Raw genomic sequence first — 17,598 nt, forward strand, 5'->3', positions numbered from 1 at the left:
CCTTCTGGTCGCCGAGAAGTGACTTATGCCCGATTCGCGGGGTCAGGAAGTGCAAGATCGCGGGTTCAGGCGAGAGCGCGCCAGAGGAGGTAGGTGCCGATGACGGTGCCGAAGACGACGATGATGGTCTTCAGGACCGCCGAGGGGAGCCGGCGGACCAGGCGGGCACCGACGTACCCACCGATCAGCGTGGCCGGGGCGACCACCGCGACGCCGGCCCAGTTCACCGGGCCGGCGATGGCGAAGACGACAACCGTGGTCAGGCCGATCACGGCGGAGAGCAGATTCTTGATCGCGCTGACCCGGGCCAGTGTCGCGTCCAGCACCAGGGCCAGGCCGGCGACCAGCATCACCCCGACGGCGGCACCGAAGTAACCGCCGTACACCGCAGCCAACGCCACCACCACCTGGACCGTCACGGCCCGGCGGCGCGGCCCCAGATCACGCGGATGGCCGACCAGCCGGCGCAGCGGATCCTGGAACGCCAGCAGCGCGGTCGCCCCCAGCACCAGGAAGGGTACGACCAACTCGAACGCCCGCGCCGGGGTGACCAGCAGCAGCCCGGCACCGGCCAACGCGCCGACCACTGTGGTGGGCACCAACGCGGCGAGCAACCGTGACCGGGGCAGATCCATCCGACTGCCCGCCACGGCGGCGAGGTACCCCGGGGCGACCGACAGCGAGTTGGTGACGTTCGCCGGCACCGGCGGCAACCCGATCGCGAGCAACGCCGGAAACGTGATGAGCGAACCACCGCCGGCCACCGCGTTCACCGTGCCGGCGGCGAGACCGGCGGCGAGCAGCAACGCGGCTTCGGCGATTTCCACGATCCGCAGGCTAGCCGTCCGCGACACGCGCCGCCGTCCGACCCCGGTGCGATGTCCCGCACACCGCTCCGGTCGGAGCTATTCCCCGACCGGGCCGCCGGCCAGCTCAGCCACGATGTCGAGGTGCCCGAGGTGCCGGGCGTACTCCTGCACCAGGTGGAACATGACCCGTTCCAGCGTCGCCGGATCCGCGCCCTCCCACCGTGGCCCCGGCGCCCCGCGCGCGGCCAGGTCGGCACCCTCGACCACCGCCCGGGTGTGGGCACCCTGCGCCCGCAGCGCGGCCGTCAGCTCCGCGAAGCTCTCCTCCGGCGCGACGTACCACCGACCGTCCCGCCAGTCGCCCCACGGGTCGGCGACGGCGCGCCCCTGGAAACCCCACTCGATCCAGCGCAACTCCACATGGCGCAGGTGCTTGAGCAACTCCAGCGGGGTCCAGCCGGACGGCAGCCGACTGGCCCGCCGCTCCTGCTCCGCCAACCCGTCGACCTTCACCAGGACGCTCTCCCGAAAATAATCGAGATAGCGCAGAAACACCTCGGCCCGCCCGTCGGCCGGCGCTGTCGGTTCGGGAAATGGCGGCATCGTCACCGCGCCATTATCCGTACCCCCGCCTTCACGCCGGCCAACCGCCCACACCCACCCCTGCAAGGTGTGCCGCGCTCGCCCCTGCATGGTGTGCCGCGTGATCCGTGGCAGTGCAGGTGGCCGACACGCCGGCCAGCTCCCACCTTTACTGCCACGGTTCACCGGCCGCCGGTCGACCCGGCCAGTCGGCGGGGTCAGGGCCGCCAGCAGATGACCCGCGCGAGCCAGGTACCCGCCCGCACTGGTTGCGGGCGCGGCAATAGGCGCGGCCCCGGTGTCGTTAGGATGGGTGCGCGACGGACGAGTCGACCGGGCGGTCGCGTCGGTGGGCTCCGGCCCGCCGCCGAGGAACGTCCGGACTCCACAGGGCAGGGTGGTTGCTAACGGCAACCCGGGGCGACCCGCGGGACAGTGCCACAGAAAACAGACCGCCGGCCCCATCGGGGACGGTAAGGGTGAAACGGTGGGGTAAGAGCCCACCAGCATCCCGGGTGACCGGGATGGCTCGGTAAACCCCACCCGGAGCAAGGCCAAGAAAGGGCCGTCATCGCAGGATGACGCCCGCGCAGACGCTTGAGGGCGGCCCGCCCGATGTCTGCGGGTAGGCCGCATGAGCCTGCCGGCAACGGCAGGCCGAGATGGATGGCCGCCGCCGGCCCGCGCCCCAGGCGCGCGCCGCGCACAGAATCCGGCGTACAGGTCGACTCGTCCGTCGCCCACCAGCTCAGAGCTTGGATCACGGCTCTGAGCTGGTCCTATGTCCGGGTGTCGATGGTCGTTCATGGTCAACCTTGGTCGGCGTTTGACGCCCCGACGACGCCCTGACGCCCTGGAGACGCCCTGAGCGCGGGCTCAGTTGACCTTGCGTCGGGCAAGCGGGCCGTCCCGCCGTGAGGGTCTTTGCGGGGTTGCGGTGGGGTTCCAGTGCGCGGAGCCGCCGGCGGCTGAGGGTCGGGCACGTCCTGGCGGTGGAGCTGGTGCGGTGGCCCAGTGACCCGGTGGCAAGCCAGTCCCGGTTTTGGACTGGCGCGGCAGCCGGAAGCCCCGGCGACGACGGAGGCCCGGGCGACGGCTTCCGTCGTGGCCTCTGTGGTCCAATCCGTGGATGGGGTGGGACGAGCGCGTGCCGGAGCTGCTGGCGCATCTGGGGGATCTGGGACTGATCGGGCTCGTCAAGATTGACGGCGAGCGGGAGCACAAGCCCTGGACGGTGGTGATCTCGGGCCAGCGGCTCGGTGTCGCGGCGATCAGGGTCGACGGCAACAGTCTGGACTACTGCCTGGGCCATGTGGTCGCCGCGCTTCGTGAACGTCTTCCGGGTGAGTTCGTTCTGGAGTGATGTCACTGCGGTGTGTGGGGCGGGTCCCGGCGGCTGTCGGTGGCTCACCGCCCCGGCGCCGTAGGCGGCCGGGGCGGCTTGCCGCCGGCCGGGCTTGCCGCCCCGCACCGCGCGGAGCGCGGTGCCTTGATCCTAGAAAGACCTATTCGGCAGTCGTTCGTCTAGGTTCCTTGAGCTACGACACATGACTGTCGCCAATCCGACGCATTGCGACGCGGGCTTAGGTCGATGTCGCTCGCGTTCCTCGCTACGGTCTTGCGAACATGTTTCTCGGGGACGCCGTAGTCACCGAGAGCGAAGGTCTACGTCTAGATGGACACGTGCCCCCGTGGAGGCGAAGATCAATACTGCAGATCGCGCTGCTCCTAAGTTCACGTCAGCTGATGTCGAGCGTGCTCGACGTGATGGATATGTGCGCTTCTCCGGGTGGGGATTGAAGAGCCTTCCCGCAGCCATCAGTGAGCTTGGTGACCTCGAAAGGCTGTATCTTATCCATAACCGGCTAGAGTCGTTGCCCTCCGGCATCGGGCACCTCATCAACCTTACGGAACTAGACGTCAGAAGCAACATGCTGACGTCTCTACCCAAAGAGATTGGTGAGCTGCGTAAGCTGGAAGAACTCTACCTGGACGATAACAAGATCAGCGTGCTTCCGCCTGAAATCGGGCTTCTCTCGGAGCTTCGTGAACTTGACCTAGACGGTAACCAAATAGAGGTATTACCTGAAGAGTTGTTTCGGTTGCGCAACTTGGAACAGTTGGACCTGCGCAACAACCGACTAAGACACCTTCCCCCGCAGATTGGTCAACTGACCAACTTGCGACGCCTGTACCTCAGTAACAACGCTTTACGGGAATTGCCGGCAGAGATCGGTCTTCTAGCGAAGCTTGACAAGCTTGAGTTGGACGGAAACCTACTAACTGAGTTACCGCGCGAAATCTCGCAACTACTCGGTCGATCGATCTCTTTCTCGATAGCAAGGAATCCACTCGTTGACCCTTTGCCAGATTTGGTGTCGCGTGGGTTGGACGCGCTAGATGCGTATCTTCGCAGCCTCGAAGACGCGGTTCCGCACTACGAGGCGAAAGTGCTTATCGTGGGCGAAGGGGAGGTTGGTAAAACCTCACTCGTGGCTGCTCTGAAGGATGAGGAATTCATTCGGAACCGCAGCACCACGCATGGCCTAGAGATCCATCCGTTCCTTCTCGGTCATCCGGATCTTGATTGCGAGATGATCGTGCGCGCGTGGGATTTTGGTGGGCAAGAGGTTTACCGGATAACCCACCAGTTCTTTTTTAGTCGCCGTGCTTTGTATATCTTGGTGTGGAATGCCCGCAAGGGGCAGGAGCAGAGTGAGGTTGAGGGCTGGCTAAGCCGCGTTCGACTACGTGTTGGTCGTGAGGCGCGCGCAATCTTGGTGCCCACTCACTGCGATGAACGGAACCCGGAGATCGATTTAGAACAACTCAAGCAGATGTTCCCAAACATGATATCCGCTCAAATTCCAGTGGACAATGAAAGCGGGCTAGGGATTTCAGACCTGCGGGCTGAAATTGCTAAGGAGGCTGCTGCGCTTCCCCAGATGGGGAGAATGCTCAGTCCACGTTGGATTGCCGCCCGTGACGACGTTCTCGCACGCTATAAGAGTGAACCACAAATTGCATGGACCGATTTTGTTGAAGCATGTGAGGCGCAGCAGCTCGATGGAGAGGAGACAATTACTCTTGCGGAGCTTCTGCACGATCTGGGCCACATTATCTACTACGGTGATGATGAAGGGCTTCGGGATATCGTCGTTCTGAACCCGGAATGGCTCACGAAAGCGATTGCTTACGTACTAGAGGATGCGCCTACGAGATCCGCTAACGGAGTGCTAGACCATGCTCGTCTCCGGACGATATGGCAGGATCGCAGTGAGGGAGACGTCTATCCTGCGAAGCATCACCCGTACTTTTTGCGCCTAATGGAGAAGTTCGATATCTCCTACCGTCTCGACGATCGTGAAAAGAAGAGCCTGATTGCCCAGCTTGTTCCTCACTCGCGGCCAGTGTTGCCTTGGACATTCCGAACGCCGACGTCGCCAACGGTCCGAGTTGTGACATTGATCTGCAAGCTACAAGATTCAGCCCCAGGGATTGTGGCTTGGCTTACTGTGCGGCATCACTCGGCCTCGGTTGATAAGCATTGGCGAAACGGGGTTTTCCTTCGACACCCGATACAGGCGTATGCCTCTGAAGCGCTTATTGAGCTTCAGCAAGAAGGACGTCTGGTTATGCAAGTTCGTGCCCCGTCGCCGGACCTGTTTTTTAACGTATTAAGAGACAGTCTTGAACACCTGCTGCGGAGTCGATGGCCGGGTCTTCATTACCAGTTCCTAGTCCCCTGCCCGACACCTGGCTGTACAGGTGAGTTTCCACTGACTGGGCTGCTCAGGCGAAGGGAGCAGGGCCGAGTAAGTCGTGACTGCTTGGAATGTGACCACGATCATGACATTTCGGTACTGCTAACTGGTTTCAATTCCGGTCAAGTGGAGATCCGGTCTCATTTGGAGGCATTGCACGAGGAGTTGGGTGCGATCCATGCGAGTGTCGGGAGAATGGAGGGAACCGTTCAGCGAGTAGAGGCGTTCGCGGCACAGAGTGCCGACTCTTTGAGGAGAGTTCTCAAGGTTGTTTCGGCTGAAGTGATCGATTGCCCTCGGATGTTTACGCTGGCGCTGCCCCCTCGGAAAGCAGGACCCGTCACTCCGGCCGCCATACTTCGGGAGCGAGCATTTGCGTTCCAGCTGGTTTACCTGACTCTGTGGTGTGAGCATCCAGGGGAGTGGCATCCGTGGAAACCCGCCACGTATGAACTCAAGCAGGAAAGAGATTGGCTCGTCAAGATCGCCCCGTATGCCAACTTTGTGCTGAAGACGCTGCGCCTAGCGGTTCCAATTGTCGGAGCTGTTGCGGGAGTCACCCTTTCTAAGCAGGCGGTAGATGACATTGCAAAGCGGGTTGAGTTGATGAAAGTGCTTGCCGAGAAACTGCCGGCTGCGGTGGAGCGGCAAGAGCGCTTCGAAGAATTGCCAAAGAACGAGCTAACGAAGCCTGAGGGGCAGGCGCTTCGGGGGCTGAGATCATTGCTTTTCAAGTACGATGAAAATCGGTCTTTCGGGGATTTGCGCCGGGTCCAGGCGCCCTCAGGCGAGCTGCTCTGGGTCTGCCCTGACCACTACCATGAGTATGATCCGGGCCTTCCGGAATTGCCTGTCCCGTCTGTGCATCCGGAGGAATCGATGGCCGTGGTTATTGAGGGCGAAGCGTCGAGGCTATCGAAGGAAATGTTGCACCAGCGAGTATCTGCTGAATCTGAAGAACTGCCTCCGGCAGGTCTTGCACTTCGTCCAGCAGTGCCTGAAGATGCTTAGCTCCTAGCGGATGCGAATGGGCTCCAACAGGACTTGTGATTACTGCGAATGATCGCTAAGCGCTACAGCCTGATCTTTGTCGAGACGTGATAGGTGCTTTAGCCTGTTTGCGGTATCGCCTTAATAAGTTTGGGAGGCGTGTCGTGCCGATTAGGGAGTGGCGGGAAGTATTCGGTAGGCTCTAATGACCATGTCGACTTGGTCTCCGCGCTGAACCACTGTCTCCCGCTCAATCAGCGTTGTTCCAACCTTGATTTGAAACAGGGTTGCTAGCTGCTCATCGGCAGGAATTCTTCGGAGTCTAACTGTCGGCCCCTGCGTAAGGTGCAGGCTCTTTTGGGTGGCATACGTGCCTCTCCCATGCTCTGTGGCGGCGTAACCCGCGTCTCGCAGGGCGGCAATTGCCTTGCGGATCGTGCCGCGGGCTACCTGAAACTCGGCGGTGAGGACGCTCTCAGTTGGTAGTAGGGCACCGAGCGGGATGACACCGTTTTCGATGCGTTCCTTCAGTTCATCGGCGATGACGCGGTAGCGGGGCTGTCCGTAGTGCGGGGTGGGCACTCGTTCACCGTACCTGGCACTTGTCTTACCAAGTGTCAACCAGGTGCGTCGTTTTGGTGTGTAGACAACTCGTCCACTTGTAGGTACGTTTCCGAGTGTGCGGCCGCGATGACGGCTTGTATCAAGGGTGGTGCGGCGTCAGCCTGGTCGTGCGTGAGGCGCGGCGTCCTGGTGGGCCGGTTGCGGTGGCCGCGCGTTCAAGGTGGCTCGGTGTTACCCGACCCGTCCGGTGTCGGACGGTGCGCCGTGCCCTCTGTCGGGCCGGTGGCCGGCTGATTCCCCCTGGTCGGCCGCCGGCTCTCCTATCCCTGGAGGTGCGATGCCTGGCTCTCATCGTCGACGTCCCTGGTTCAAGTTCTGGCGGTCTCGCAGACAGTCGGACCAGGCAGGACCCGCAGCCGGGAGCCGATCCGGCGATTCCGTCCCTGCACGCAACGCTGTTCCGTTGCGCTGGTCGTTGGAGCGGACTCGTGAGTTGCCGGCGCTGCCTCATGCGCCGCTGTTGACCCGGGGCCAAATCTTCCGGGGCAACGGTGGGCGGTGGCCCCGATGAGTCAGACGAGCAGCCGTCCCGCCGTCGCGAGCCATCCTGCGTGGTGCGCTCCGGATCGTTGCGGTCATCTGGTGCCGCCGGTGCTGGCGCACATGGCGCGACGCCATCGGGGCGTGTTGCTGCGGGTGGGTGAGGTCCGGTCGTCCGGGCTGGTCGTGTCGTACCTGATTGGCTCCGACGACGAATCGCCGACGGTCGTGGTGCACGCCTCCTGCCGGGCCGGCGCCGGCTGGGCCGAACTCACCCTCCCGCAAACGAAGCACCTGGTCGACCAGCTCGGCTCGCTTCTGACGCAAGCCGCCGGCTCAGGGGAGGGTGAGCATGGGCGACAGTGACGAGCCGACCAACATCCACACGGCCAACACTGCCGATGAGGCGTCGTGTCCTGACTGGTGTCGGGGCTGCGGGCCGAATGATCCGATGCATCGCCGGCTGCTGGCCACGATCGGCAGCGAGGGCGGTGGCTGGGTGAGCGTGCAACTGCTCCTGGACCGGCTCCGGCGCCGCGACCCGGTCGTGAAGGTCGACGCGACCCGCTCCGGGGCGACGCAGTCGGTGCTGTTGTCGCGGGTGCAGGTCGATCGGCTGATCTACGAACTGACCTACGCCCGGTGGCGGGTGATGACCAAGGGACAACCGTTGGAGGGACACTATGACCGCCACTGACCGCAGCTCCCGCCGTACTCCGGTTCCCGCGCATCGACCGCGACGGCCGGTGGTGGCGGTGGATCCGGTGCCGGAGCGGCCGGCGGGTGGGACCACCTGGCAGTCGTTGGAACGTCTAGGGGGTACGGTGACCGGTGTGCATGGCCGGGACTGGCGCCCTCGTTACCTGCAACTCGCTGAAGAGTTGCGGGTCAAGATCACGAGCGGGGAACTCGCCCCCGGCACGCTGATGCCGTCCGAGACGGAGTTGGCCGACACGTCAGGCCTGTCACGCACCAGCGTCCGCAACGCCATCCGTCAGCTCCGTGAATGGGGCCTGGTCCGCGCGGAGCAGGGGCGCGGTACCTACGTGCGGGCACCCCGCCAGCGGGTACGGCGCCGTAACGCGGAGCGGTACCAGTGGGAGAAGGACCGCGTCCTGCTCGACCAGGACGAGCGGCTCAAGACCGGCGCGACCGAGCATGACACCGGCCTGACCGTCGATGATCTCAAGTTCCACGCCGAGTACGCCCGCGTGGAAGCCGATGCAGACATGGCGGCGGCGCTGCACGTTGAGCCGGGTACGCCGCTGCTGCGCCGGGTCTACTGGACCTCGTCGCGACATGAGAATGCGCCATTGACCATGTCGTACTCGTACCTGCCCTATGACCTGGTGGCCGCGAACCCGGACCTGCTCGACCAGAACAATGAGCCCTGGCCCGGCGGCTCACAGCACCAGCTCTATACGGTCGGCGTCGAGCTGGACCGCATCGACGAAGAGGTTCGGGCGCGTCCGCCGTCGCCGGATGAGGCCGAACTGCTCGACATCGACCCTGGCGTCTCGGTGCTGACCGTGCGCAAGACCTCCATCGACACCGCCGGCCGGGTCGTCGAGGTGGCCGACGTGGTGATGCCGGGGGACCGGACGGAACTGGTCTACTCCCACAAACTGCAACGGTGGAAAACGTGACGCAGCTTGTCTCGGTCATCACCCCGGTCCACGCCCCGAGTGTCGAGTACCTGGCCGGCGCGTACGACTCGTTGGTCAAGCAGGACATGCCCGACGGGTGGGGCTGGCAATGGCTCGTCCAGGAAGACGGGCAGACCGGAACACTGGCCCAGGTGCTGCCGGACGACCCTCGCATCAGCATCGGTGGCGGTCGTCCCGGCGGCCCCGGTGTCGCCCGCACCCTCGCCCTGTCCCGCGTCACCGGCGACCTGGTGAAGGTGCTCGACGCGGACGACCAACTCATGGCCGGCGCTCTCGCCCGGGACATCGCCGCCTTTGACGCCCACCCGCAGATCGGATGGACGACTTCGCGGGTCCTGGACCTGATGCCCGACGGGTCAACCGTCGGATGGGACATGGACCCGGACGGCGGACCCATTAGCCGCGGTGCTGTCCTGGCCTTCTGGCAAGCCAACGGCTACCGCGCCCAGGTCCACCCCGCCACCCTCTGCATTCGCCGCAATCTGCTCCTGGCCCTCGGCGGCTGGATGGCCCTGCCCGCCTCCGAGGACACCGGCCTACTCCTGGCCGCCAGCGCGGTCAGCGAGGGCTACTTCACCCGTGAGCACGGATTGCTCTACCGCAAATGGCCCGGCCAGGTCACCAGCCAAGCCGCCCACCGCGAACCCGTCGAGTACGAAGGCCGCATGAAGATCATCGAGGCCAGAGCCGTAGCCCTGGCCGCGATGCTTCCGAACGGACTGCCGGTCACTCCTGCGGCGTAGCCTCATGCCCCGGCATCCCATGGGTACGCCGCCGCTCCTTCATCTCCGCCTCATAGATGTGCCGCCGACCGCCAGCCAACGTCTCCCGCGCGTAACGCTCGACCTCCTGAAACGCGGCGTAGTAGCCATCATCGAACTCCTCCATGATCTGGAAGGTCCACCGGCCTGGTAGGACGTTCCGGCCCAGCAACTCCCGCTCCACCCGGTCGGCTACCTCGTCGTGCCCTGCCTGTCGCAACAGCTCGACCACCCGATCAAGGGCAAGGTCCGCGCCACCGACGAGTTGGTGGGCGGAGTAGAAGTGACCGCGTACGCGGTGGATAGTCTCTAGCGCCTTGCTCAACTCGCCCAGGGCCTCAACGGTCCTGTCATCGACGCCGGCTGGACGAGCGTGGGTTGGGTCTACGCCTGATTGGTCTGTCTGCATGCTATGCCACTCCTCGTGCTAACGAATCTCGGCACCAAGATCAACATGTCTTGCCTTGTTGAAGGCTATTGCCCGGAGAGTCAAGGACCGACACGCCCAGCAAAGAAAGCGAGTCCTTCTCGGTGATAGGTAATCCAGGGTGGCTGTTGCAATTTATGACGCCTCTGCGAGTATGATTCTTTCCGGTTGGACTCCGGCCGACTTTCCGATGCGCAACCAGTTCCACCACCTCCGGGTGGCGGATGACATGTGTCGCGAGAGGAAGGTGGAGTGTGGCCAGACATCCCAAGAGGCCGAAGCCGCGTAGGCGGGGAGATCGGGGCCGAGAAAGCGACGCGCGCCGACGTCGCCGGGTGGTGGAGCGGTTGGGCTGGCTCTTCAAGCTCGCCGCGCCGACTCTGGCGTCGCTGGTCTTGGCGTTGCTGAGGGATGGGGACGGGGGCCAACCTACCTGACTCAGGTGGGCCAGCCCCCCCACGGGCTCCCGCCTTCGCTTCCGACGGCACGGCGGGGGCCCGTTCCTCCATGACGGTCAACTAGCTGTTGCTGTTGACCGTCAAGTCATCCAAACGGTTCCCTGCGCTAGGCACCTAGCGCAGCTCAAGCAGTCCTGCGCTCGGTGCTCGACCAACCTCAACGTTACAAACCTTAGTTCGCACTTTACACGGCCTGCTGAACTTGCAGTATCTACTGAACCTCTTTTGCGGAATTCTTCTGTAGGACCTTCTTACGGGACTTCTTCACCGGGCTCTTCACCGGGCTCTTCTACGGGACTCTTCTACGGGACTCTTCTGCGGAACTCTTCGGGGAATTCTCTGGACCTCTTCCGGCGCTCGACTGAGGTTCCGCCCTTCCGGTCTAGGCCCTCCAAGTTGACGCAAATGCTGACAAGCCGGATCAAAAATGATGTCCTGGCCCGGGTGGTGGCCCTGTCTGGCTTGGTCTTTTCGAAAGCCGCTGGCGAACTTGTTGACTTGTCTGCCAAGTGCCGTCTACCTTGGACCGCAACTTGGCAGACAAGTCAACAAGTTGGAGGGTGAGCGATGGCTCTGCGTGGCGGTACGAGGTTCGCCGTGCGGTTCGAGGACGTGTTCCCGGCGGGGTGCGCGTTGGTGCCCGAGTCGCTGGGTGAGGTTGAGGACTACGACGAGAAGACGGGTCGGCGGTCCCCGGCGAAGGACAAGGTGACCGGTCAGCGGGTGTGGCAGGTCCGGGTGATGGACCTTGACCCTGAGCTGGGCAAGCGGTCCCGGGAGACGACGGTGAAGATCTCGGCTGACTATCAGCCGGTGCCGCCGTCGGGTGCGCCGTTCGAGGCGGTGGAGTTCGACGGGATGACCGTGACGCCGTACGTGGCGAACAACGGTCGGATGGCGTATTCGCTGCGGGCGACCGGGCTGCGCGCTCCGGTGGTCGGCGGCAAGAAGGCGGCGACGTAGCCGCATCTGGTGGGGGCGGGGCTGTCTGGTCTTGGCGGACGGCAGCCCCGCCCCCTGGTGTCTCTTCCCCTGCTCTGTCGAGAGAGGTCGTGACGTGTCCAAGGGTATGCCCGCGTCTACGCGGGGGCTGGTAGCGGTCGTGCGGGGTGTTCGATGATCCGCCGGCCGCGTGGTGAGGTCGTGATGACCACGGCCGGGGACCTGATGGTGATCCGTCCTCGGCGGCTTGAGCTGCCGCTGTGGCTGATCGCGCTCGGGATGCTGCTGCGATGGCTGTTCCGGGCTGCTGTCTGGTGTGTGCGGCATCCGGTGATCGTGGGCCTGGTCGTGGCCGGCGGGTGGCTCTACGCCGAGTTCGGCCGGGCCGGGCTGATCGTGCCGCTGGTCCTGGCTGGCCTGGTGTCGGCGGTGTGGCGGTGGAAGCACGAAAAATCGTGGTGGACCTGGTTGGCGGGGCCGGTGCTGGGCTGGTTCCGTCAGGTGTTCGTCTACCGGCGGGCGTGGCGGGAAGCCATGACGCTGTGCGGCCTGACCCGTACGTATGACCATCGGCCGGTCATGCCGCAGCTGCTGCGGGTGCGCTCGGATCAGGCGTTGGACGTGCTGACGGTTCGCATGGTGCGCGGGCAGACGCCGGAGGAGTTCCAGAAGGTCACGGCCAATTTGGCGTACGCCTTCGGTCGCCGCCACGCCCGCGTCTACTCCGAGCGTCCCGGCGATCCGCCGCCCCGGACCGGCTATTGGGCGCTCGTCCTCGGCGCCATCGACCGGGTGCGGTACCGGGATCGGCCGTCGCTGGTGTACCTGGTCGTAGTCCGTACCGATGCGCTGCGCACAGTGGTCAAGCCGTTCGACGTACCTGCGGTGCCGGACCTCACCGCGCTGCCCCTGGCCCGGCGGGAAGACCTGCGGCACTGGTCGCTGCACCTGCTCGCCACCCATGTCCTGATCGGTGGGGCGACCCGCTCCGGTAAGGGCTCGGTGCTGTGGTCCCTGGTCCGCTCCCTGGCAGGTGGGATCTCGTCGGGGCTGGTGCGGCTGTGGGTGATCGACCCCAAGGGCGGCATGGAGTTCGCCATGGGCCGACCGCTGTTCGCCCGGTTCGCCGGCAAGTCCTTCGAGGCCATGGCCGACCTCCTCGACGAGGCCGTCACCGTGCTGCGCGAGCGGCAGACCCGGCTTGCCGGCACGGTTCGGGTGCACACGCCGACCGAGGCTGACCCCCTGGTCGTGGTCGTCATCGACGAGATGGCCGCCCTCACCGCCTACCTGCAAGACGTCGAGCTGCGCAAGCGCATCGCCTCGTCGCTGGGGCTGCTGCTGTCTCAGGGGGCCGGCGTCGGCGTTCTCGTGGTGGCGGCGTTGCAGGATCCGCGCAAGGAGGTGCTGCCGTTTCGGGATCTGTTCCCGACCCGCATCGCGCTCGGCCTGACCGAGGCCGCTCAGGTCGACCTCGTCCTTGGCGACGGTGCCCGCAACCGGGGTGCCCTGGCCGATCAGATGCCCCGCTGGGCCAAGGGCGTCGGGTACGTGATCCTCGACGGCACCCCCGAACCCGCCCGGGTCCGCTTCTCCCACATCACCGACGACGACATCCGCCAGCTCGCCGCCGACTATCCGGCGCCGGCTGACGCGGCGGACATCCTCGCCCAGGTTGGCCGGGAAACCGCCCCCGAACCCACCCACCGTCCGCCGCTGCCCCGCCCACGCGGGCCGCTGCTGCCGGACTCCCTGCTCAACATCCTGCGCGACACCGACGGGGGTGAGCCGCGGTGACCACCCCGACCTTCTATCGGCTCCGCGCCCCGCACCCCGACGGCACGGCCAGCACCGCCGTGTCCGTCCGCGTCGACCGCGAGCGGCCCGACCCGTACCCGGTCTATCTCGCCGTCGGTGGCGGCCGGCGTCGCATGCACCTCACCCCTGACGAGGCGTGGGCGCTGTGGCGCTGCCTGTCCGAAGCCGTCGCCTCCCTCGGCGAACCGCCCGAGCACATCCGTACCCGCGTCGCCCCGGCCCGGAGGTAACCGATGTCCCTCAAACGCTTCTTCCTCGGCACCCACCGGATCAAGCCGCTGCACATCGAACTGGACGGCAGCCCGGACCGGCTCGCCGCCGCCCTGCACGGCCTCGCGCACATGGTCAACCGCCGCCGCGACCTCGACGGCCAGAGCATCCGCATCACCCTCACCGTCCGCGACACCGGGGGCCGCCGGTGACCCGCGACCGCATCGAATCCGCCGTACGCCTGCTCATCCTGCTCGCCATCGGCACCATGGCCGGCGCCGCCGCGTTCACCCACGTCCATGACCTGTCCGTCGCCCACGGCCAACCACACTGGATCGGCTGGGCCAACGCCGTAGCCGTCGAACTCATGGCCATCTACCTCGGCCTCGAAATCCGCGCCCGCCGCCGCAACGGTCGACCCGTCGGCTTCGTCGGCGTCCTCCTGATCGCCTTCGCCCTGCTCTCTCTCGCCGCCCAGGTCGCGGAGGCCGAACCGTCCGTGTGGGGCTGGATCGTCGCCGCCGTGCCGTCGCTGGCCTTCCTCGCCCTGGTCAAGGTCGTCCTGTCCAGCGCACCCGCCACCGCGCCGGCACCGGAGCCGAACCAACCGCAAGCCGACCGGTACGGCGAACCCGAGCGGGCCGAGCCTGTTCCGCCTGCTGACGTGATGCCGCCGGCATCAGTCTCGGTGCTGCCACCGCGCGGCGTAGTCCAGCCCGACCGGCGTCAGGTGGTGGGGATCATCCGATGACCGCCCCCACCCTGCCCGGACTCGAACCCGCCCCGACCCCGGCTGCCACTCCTCGGCCGGGGTCGCGGGCGGCCCGCATGGCACTACCGCGCTCGGTCGACGTGCTCAAGGAAATCGCCGCCGAGTACGGCGTCTGCGTCCGGCCCCTGGCCATGCGCCGCACCGACTTGAACACCGGCCTGACCGAGGTCATCGACCTGCCCTGCGGCGCGACCCGGGAGGACAAGTGCGGGCCGTGCGCGAAGAAGAACCGCCGGCTGCGACAGGCGCAGATCCGCGAGGGCTGGCACCGCGACGACGAACCGCTACCGCCACCCGAGCCGGCGACCGAGGAACAGAAGGCGCTGATCCTGCTACGCGGGCATCTGGAGTTCTCCCGCGATGAGGCATCTCGGGCCAGCCAGTGGGACCAGGTCGCCGACCTCGACGAGGCGATCCGTGAAGTGGAAGAGGCGATCACGGCCGAAGGGCTCCGGGGCCGGGTCGCGCCGCCGCACTCGACCGGCGACGAGGACCAGGGCGACGACGACACCGGCCGGCGGCGCAAGCGCTCGACCCGCCGTCGCCAGGATGCCCCGGACCTACCTCGGCGCAAGGTCGAGCGGCGCACGGTCGGCAAGACCTACACCGCTCCCGACGGCGCCACCTACCGGCCGTCGATGTGGCTCACGCTCACCCTCGACTCCTACGGCCCGGTCCGCCCCGACGGCACGCCGCTCAACTCCGACCGGTACGACTATCGCCGGGCGGCGTGGGACGCGGTGCATTTCCCTCGGCTGCTCGATCGGTTCTGGCAGAACCTGCGTCGCTGTGAGGGTTGGAACGTCCAGTACGCCGGCTGCGTCGAGCCGCAACGCCGTCTCGCTCCTCACGCGCACTTCGCCATCCGGGGCACCATCCCCCGCGACGTGCTCCGCACCGTGGCAGCGGCCACCTATCACCAGGTGTGGTGGCCGGCGGTCGACGTCCAGCGGTACACCCTCGACCGGCTCCCGGTCTGGGACGAGCAGGCTTCGGCATGGGCCGACCCGGACACCCGCGCGCCGTTGACCACCTGGACGGAAGCGCTCGACGCCATCGACGACGACCCCGACGCGGAACCGGTGCACGTCGTGCGCTTCGGCTCCCAGGTCGACGCACGCGGCGTCATGCCCGGCACCGAAGACGCCGAACGGACCATCCGCTACGTCACGAAGTACATCACCAAGCACACGGGAGACGTCCACAAGGCGACCACCGACCGGCAACGCAAGCACCTCGACCGGCTCTGGCACGAACTCCAGATCACCCCCTGCACCGACCGGTGCGCGAACTGGCTGCTCTACGGCATCCAACCGAAGCGGGCGCACGCGAAACTCAAGCCCGGCCGCTGCAAGGGCAAGGTCCACCAGCGGGACACCCTCGGCATCGGCGGGCGGCGCATCCTCATCTCCCGCGACTGGTCCGGCAAGACCCTTTCCGACCACAAGCACGATGTCCGGGCGTGGGTGCGGGCGCTGCTCGGCGTGAGCGTCGGCCTGGAGGGCGTCGACGACCAGGGCGCCGCCGTCGAACCGGTCCGCTACGCCTGGGAACTCGCCCGACCCGACGATCCCGATGTCGGCCCCATGGCGCATCGGCTGCTGCGGGCTATCGGCGAACGTGCCCGCTGGCGCTCCGAACTCCTAGCCGCCAAGGATCGCGCCGCGCAGCTCCCTGACTCCTCATCGACGACGGAGACCGATGGCACGACGGGGGAGGGGCAGTAATGGCGGCGAACGATGGGCTCTGGACGATCCGGGACGTGGCGGCGTACCTGCGGGTGCCGCCCGAGACGCTGTACCGCTGGCGCAAAGTCAAGTACGGTCCGCCGGCGGCTCGGGTCGGCCGACACCTGCGGTACGAGCCGGAAGCGGTCCGCTCCTGGGTACGTGAGCAGGCGGCGGCCTGATGGGACACGTGGAGGATCGCTGGTACAAGACGCTGCGTCACCCGGGCGGGCAACGGGAGCGGGTCAAGACGGACCTGTTCGGCAAGGGTCTGCGTTACCGGGTTCGCTACATCGGGCCGGACGGCAAGGAGCGCAAGAAGTCGTTCCCGGACCGGGCCAAGCGAGAGGCTGAGGCGTTCCTTGTCTCGACCGAGTCGGACAAGCTGCGCGGCTCGTATGTCGACCCGGTCGCCGGTCGGATGGCCTTCGCGGAGTACGCGGAGACCTGGCTTCGCACGCGCTCGTTCGACGAGTCGACCCGGGAGAGCACGGAGTTTCGGGTACGCAAGCACCTGCTGCCGTTCTTCGGTTCCAAGAAGCTGGCCGAGATCAAGCCGGGGCACATCCGGGCATGGGATGCGGACATGGTCGGCAAGCTGGCCCCGGCGACCCGGGCCGTGGTCTTCGCCCACCTACGGACCATCCTCGGCGCGGCCGTCGACGACGAACGGATTGCCAAGAATCCGTGTTCGGCAAAGTCGGTCAAGCCTCCGCGACCGGTGCAGCGGCGGGTGGTGCCGTGGCGGTACGAACAGGTTTCGGCAATCCGCGGTGGCCTCGCCCAGCGGTACCGCCCGATGGTCGACTTGGGGGCCGGCTGCGGTCTGCGGCAGGGGGAGATCCTCGGCCTCGGGGTCGACGACATCGACTTTGACGGCGGTTGGGTGCACGTCTGCCGTCAGGTCAAGCTCGTCCGGTCCCGGCTCGTCTTCGGGCTGCCCAAGAACGACCGGGACCGCCGGATACCGCTGCCCGACTCCGTCGCCCAGGTGCTGAAGCAGCACGTCGACGACTTCGCCCCGGTGTCGCTCACCCTGCCGTGGGAAGACCCGGCCACCGACGAGCGGGTCACGGTCCCGCTGCTGTTCACCACCACCCGGCGCGGCGCGATCAACCGGCGCACCTTCGACAACAAGAGCTGGCGCCCCGCTGTCGTGGTGGCCGGCATCACGCCGACCCGCGCCACCGGGATGCACGCCCTACGCCACTTCTACGCCTCGTCGCTGCTCGACGCGGGGGAGAGCATCAAGGCCCTCGCGTCGTACCTCGGCCACGCCGACCCCGGTTTCACCCTCCGCGTCTACACGCACCTGATGCCGGCGAGCGAGGAACGCACCCGCAACGCGATCGACAACCTGTTTAGCCCCGACGAAAAGCCCTGACGCCCTGGCGACGCCCTGAGCGGGTGCCAGTCGAACGAAACGCCTGCTCAGGGCGCGAGTGAACTTCACAATCCGGCGTACAGGTCGACTCGTCCGTCGCCCACCAGCTCAGAGCCACGATCAGGGCTCTGACCTGGTCCTATGTTCGGGTGTCGATGGTCGTTCATGGTCAACATTGGGCGG

At 66.1% G+C, this 17,598-nt stretch carries 18 protein-coding genes and 1 other RNA gene; 15 read left to right on the top strand and 4 right to left on the bottom strand.

Translation table 11 applies throughout. From position 1 onward, the window contains the following. Nucleotides 1–65 precede the first annotated feature (65 nt). Together Van01_RS27805 and Van01_RS27810 are read right to left on the bottom strand one after the other, a co-directional pair. Nucleotides 66–827: a sulfite exporter TauE/SafE family protein gene (locus Van01_RS27805; protein ID WP_204013732.1), complete on the bottom strand. Its 762-nt coding sequence runs from the start codon at nucleotides 825–827 to the stop codon at nucleotides 66–68. Between the two features lie 78 nt (nucleotides 828–905). Beyond that, on the bottom strand, nucleotides 906–1,412 hold the full coding sequence (locus tag Van01_RS27810) for a DinB family protein (RefSeq protein ID WP_239099355.1): 507 nt from the start codon (nucleotides 1,410–1,412) through the stop codon (nucleotides 906–908). A gap of 304 nt (nucleotides 1,413–1,716) precedes the next feature. Here Van01_RS27810 and rnpB point away from each other — a divergent pair. From rnpB to Van01_RS27825, 3 genes are all read left to right on the top strand, one after another. Continuing rightward, an RNA gene (rnpB, locus tag Van01_RS27815) (RNase P RNA component class A) lies at nucleotides 1,717–2,127 on the top strand. Nucleotides 2,128–2,520: 393 nt separating this feature from the next. Further along, a complete protein-coding gene (locus tag Van01_RS27820; protein WP_204013738.1) occupies nucleotides 2,521–2,754 on the top strand; it encodes a hypothetical protein in 234 nt (77 codons plus the stop codon). A 328-nt stretch (nucleotides 2,755–3,082) separates the two neighbouring features. Continuing rightward, a complete protein-coding gene (locus tag Van01_RS27825) occupies nucleotides 3,083–6,166 on the top strand; it encodes a COR domain-containing protein (protein WP_204013741.1) in 3,084 nt (1,027 codons plus the stop codon). Nucleotides 6,167–6,316: 150 nt separating this feature from the next. On the opposite strand, the gene Van01_RS27830 is transcribed toward Van01_RS27825, so the two are convergent. Next, a complete protein-coding gene (locus Van01_RS27830) occupies nucleotides 6,317–6,727 on the bottom strand; it encodes a GntR family transcriptional regulator (protein ID WP_204013744.1) in 411 nt (136 codons plus the stop codon). 624 nt (nucleotides 6,728–7,351) lie between these two features. On the opposite strand from Van01_RS27830, the gene Van01_RS27835 reads away from it, so the two are divergent. The 4 genes from Van01_RS27835 to Van01_RS27850 all read left to right on the top strand — a co-directional run bounded on the left by Van01_RS27835 (nucleotide 7,352) and on the right by Van01_RS27850 (nucleotide 9,659). Then, on the top strand, nucleotides 7,352–7,615 hold the full coding sequence (locus Van01_RS27835) for a hypothetical protein (RefSeq protein ID WP_239099349.1): 264 nt from the start codon (nucleotides 7,352–7,354) through the stop codon (nucleotides 7,613–7,615). Next, on the top strand, nucleotides 7,602–7,946 hold the full coding sequence (locus Van01_RS27840; protein WP_239099350.1) for a hypothetical protein: 345 nt from the start codon (nucleotides 7,602–7,604) through the stop codon (nucleotides 7,944–7,946). Before Van01_RS27835 ends, Van01_RS27840 begins: the two co-directional genes overlap by 14 nt. A gap of 127 nt (nucleotides 7,947–8,073) precedes the next feature. Then, a complete protein-coding gene (locus tag Van01_RS27845) occupies nucleotides 8,074–8,895 on the top strand; it encodes a GntR family transcriptional regulator (protein ID WP_204013747.1) in 822 nt (273 codons plus the stop codon). Continuing rightward, nucleotides 8,883–9,659, top strand: a complete 777-nt coding sequence (locus tag Van01_RS27850; RefSeq protein ID WP_239099351.1) for a glycosyltransferase family 2 protein — start codon at nucleotides 8,883–8,885, stop codon at nucleotides 9,657–9,659. The genes Van01_RS27845 and Van01_RS27850 overlap by 13 nt, the downstream gene beginning before the upstream one ends. Here the strand turns inward: Van01_RS27850 and Van01_RS27855 are convergent. Next, nucleotides 9,643–10,086 (bottom strand): hypothetical protein, encoded by a 444-nt coding sequence (locus Van01_RS27855; RefSeq protein WP_204013750.1) that lies wholly within the window; start codon nucleotides 10,084–10,086, stop codon nucleotides 9,643–9,645. The genes Van01_RS27850 and Van01_RS27855 overlap by 17 nt on opposite strands. A 1,043-nt stretch (nucleotides 10,087–11,129) precedes the next feature. Between Van01_RS27855 and Van01_RS27860 the strand changes: the two genes are divergently transcribed. From Van01_RS27860 to Van01_RS27895, 8 genes are all read left to right on the top strand, one after another. Further along, nucleotides 11,130–11,525: a transcriptional regulator gene (locus tag Van01_RS27860; RefSeq protein ID WP_204013753.1), complete on the top strand. Its 396-nt coding sequence runs from the start codon at nucleotides 11,130–11,132 to the stop codon at nucleotides 11,523–11,525. Nucleotides 11,526–11,708: 183 nt separating this feature from the next. Next, nucleotides 11,709–13,301 (top strand): FtsK/SpoIIIE domain-containing protein, encoded by a 1,593-nt coding sequence (locus Van01_RS27865; protein ID WP_204013755.1) that lies wholly within the window; start codon nucleotides 11,709–11,711, stop codon nucleotides 13,299–13,301. Further along, the gene (locus tag Van01_RS27870) at nucleotides 13,298–13,552 is read left to right on the top strand and encodes a hypothetical protein (protein WP_204013757.1); all 255 of its coding nucleotides are present in this window, start codon (nucleotides 13,298–13,300) and stop codon (nucleotides 13,550–13,552) included. Before Van01_RS27865 ends, Van01_RS27870 begins: the two co-directional genes overlap by 4 nt. 3 nt (nucleotides 13,553–13,555) lie before the next feature. Further along, on the top strand, nucleotides 13,556–13,744 hold the full coding sequence (locus tag Van01_RS27875; protein WP_204013759.1) for a hypothetical protein: 189 nt from the start codon (nucleotides 13,556–13,558) through the stop codon (nucleotides 13,742–13,744). Further along, the gene (locus tag Van01_RS27880; RefSeq protein ID WP_239099352.1) at nucleotides 13,741–14,283 is read left to right on the top strand and encodes a DUF2637 domain-containing protein; all 543 of its coding nucleotides are present in this window, start codon (nucleotides 13,741–13,743) and stop codon (nucleotides 14,281–14,283) included. Before Van01_RS27875 ends, Van01_RS27880 begins: the two co-directional genes overlap by 4 nt. Further along, entirely contained in the window at nucleotides 14,280–16,031 is a 1,752-nt protein-coding gene (locus tag Van01_RS27885; RefSeq protein WP_204013761.1) for a replication initiator, read from the top strand. Before Van01_RS27880 ends, Van01_RS27885 begins: the two co-directional genes overlap by 4 nt. After that, on the top strand, nucleotides 16,031–16,213 hold the full coding sequence (locus Van01_RS27890; RefSeq protein ID WP_204013763.1) for a helix-turn-helix domain-containing protein: 183 nt from the start codon (nucleotides 16,031–16,033) through the stop codon (nucleotides 16,211–16,213). The genes Van01_RS27885 and Van01_RS27890 overlap by 1 nt, the downstream gene beginning before the upstream one ends. Then, a complete protein-coding gene (locus Van01_RS27895) occupies nucleotides 16,213–17,415 on the top strand; it encodes a tyrosine-type recombinase/integrase (protein WP_204013765.1) in 1,203 nt (400 codons plus the stop codon). The genes Van01_RS27890 and Van01_RS27895 overlap by 1 nt, the downstream gene beginning before the upstream one ends. Nucleotides 17,416–17,598: the final 183 nt, after the last annotated feature.

Origin of the sequence: Micromonospora andamanensis (assembly GCF_016863495.1) — a bacterium.
GTDB lineage: Bacteria > Actinomycetota > Actinomycetes > Mycobacteriales > Micromonosporaceae > Micromonospora > Micromonospora andamanensis.

Excerpts from the sequence above, each read along its gene's own strand:
- Van01_RS27860 (WP_204013753.1), top strand. The coding sequence starts at position 11,130 with ATGGCTCTGCGTGGCGGTACGAGGTTCGCCGTGCGGTTCGAGGACGTG.
- Van01_RS27810 (WP_239099355.1), bottom strand. The coding sequence starts at position 1,412 with ATGCCGCCATTTCCCGAACCGACAGCGCCGGCCGACGGGCGGGCCGAG.
- Van01_RS27875 (WP_204013759.1), top strand. The coding sequence starts at position 13,556 with ATGTCCCTCAAACGCTTCTTCCTCGGCACCCACCGGATCAAGCCGCTG.
- Van01_RS27820 (WP_204013738.1), top strand. The coding sequence starts at position 2,521 with ATGGGGTGGGACGAGCGCGTGCCGGAGCTGCTGGCGCATCTGGGGGAT.
- Van01_RS27855 (WP_204013750.1), bottom strand. The coding sequence starts at position 10,086 with ATGCAGACAGACCAATCAGGCGTAGACCCAACCCACGCTCGTCCAGCC.
- Van01_RS27895 (WP_204013765.1), top strand. The coding sequence starts at position 16,213 with ATGGGACACGTGGAGGATCGCTGGTACAAGACGCTGCGTCACCCGGGC.
- Van01_RS27890 (WP_204013763.1), top strand. The coding sequence starts at position 16,031 with ATGGCGGCGAACGATGGGCTCTGGACGATCCGGGACGTGGCGGCGTAC.
- Van01_RS27840 (WP_239099350.1), top strand. The coding sequence starts at position 7,602 with ATGGGCGACAGTGACGAGCCGACCAACATCCACACGGCCAACACTGCC.
- Van01_RS27885 (WP_204013761.1), top strand. The coding sequence starts at position 14,280 with ATGACCGCCCCCACCCTGCCCGGACTCGAACCCGCCCCGACCCCGGCT.
- Van01_RS27865 (WP_204013755.1), top strand. The coding sequence starts at position 11,709 with ATGACCACGGCCGGGGACCTGATGGTGATCCGTCCTCGGCGGCTTGAG.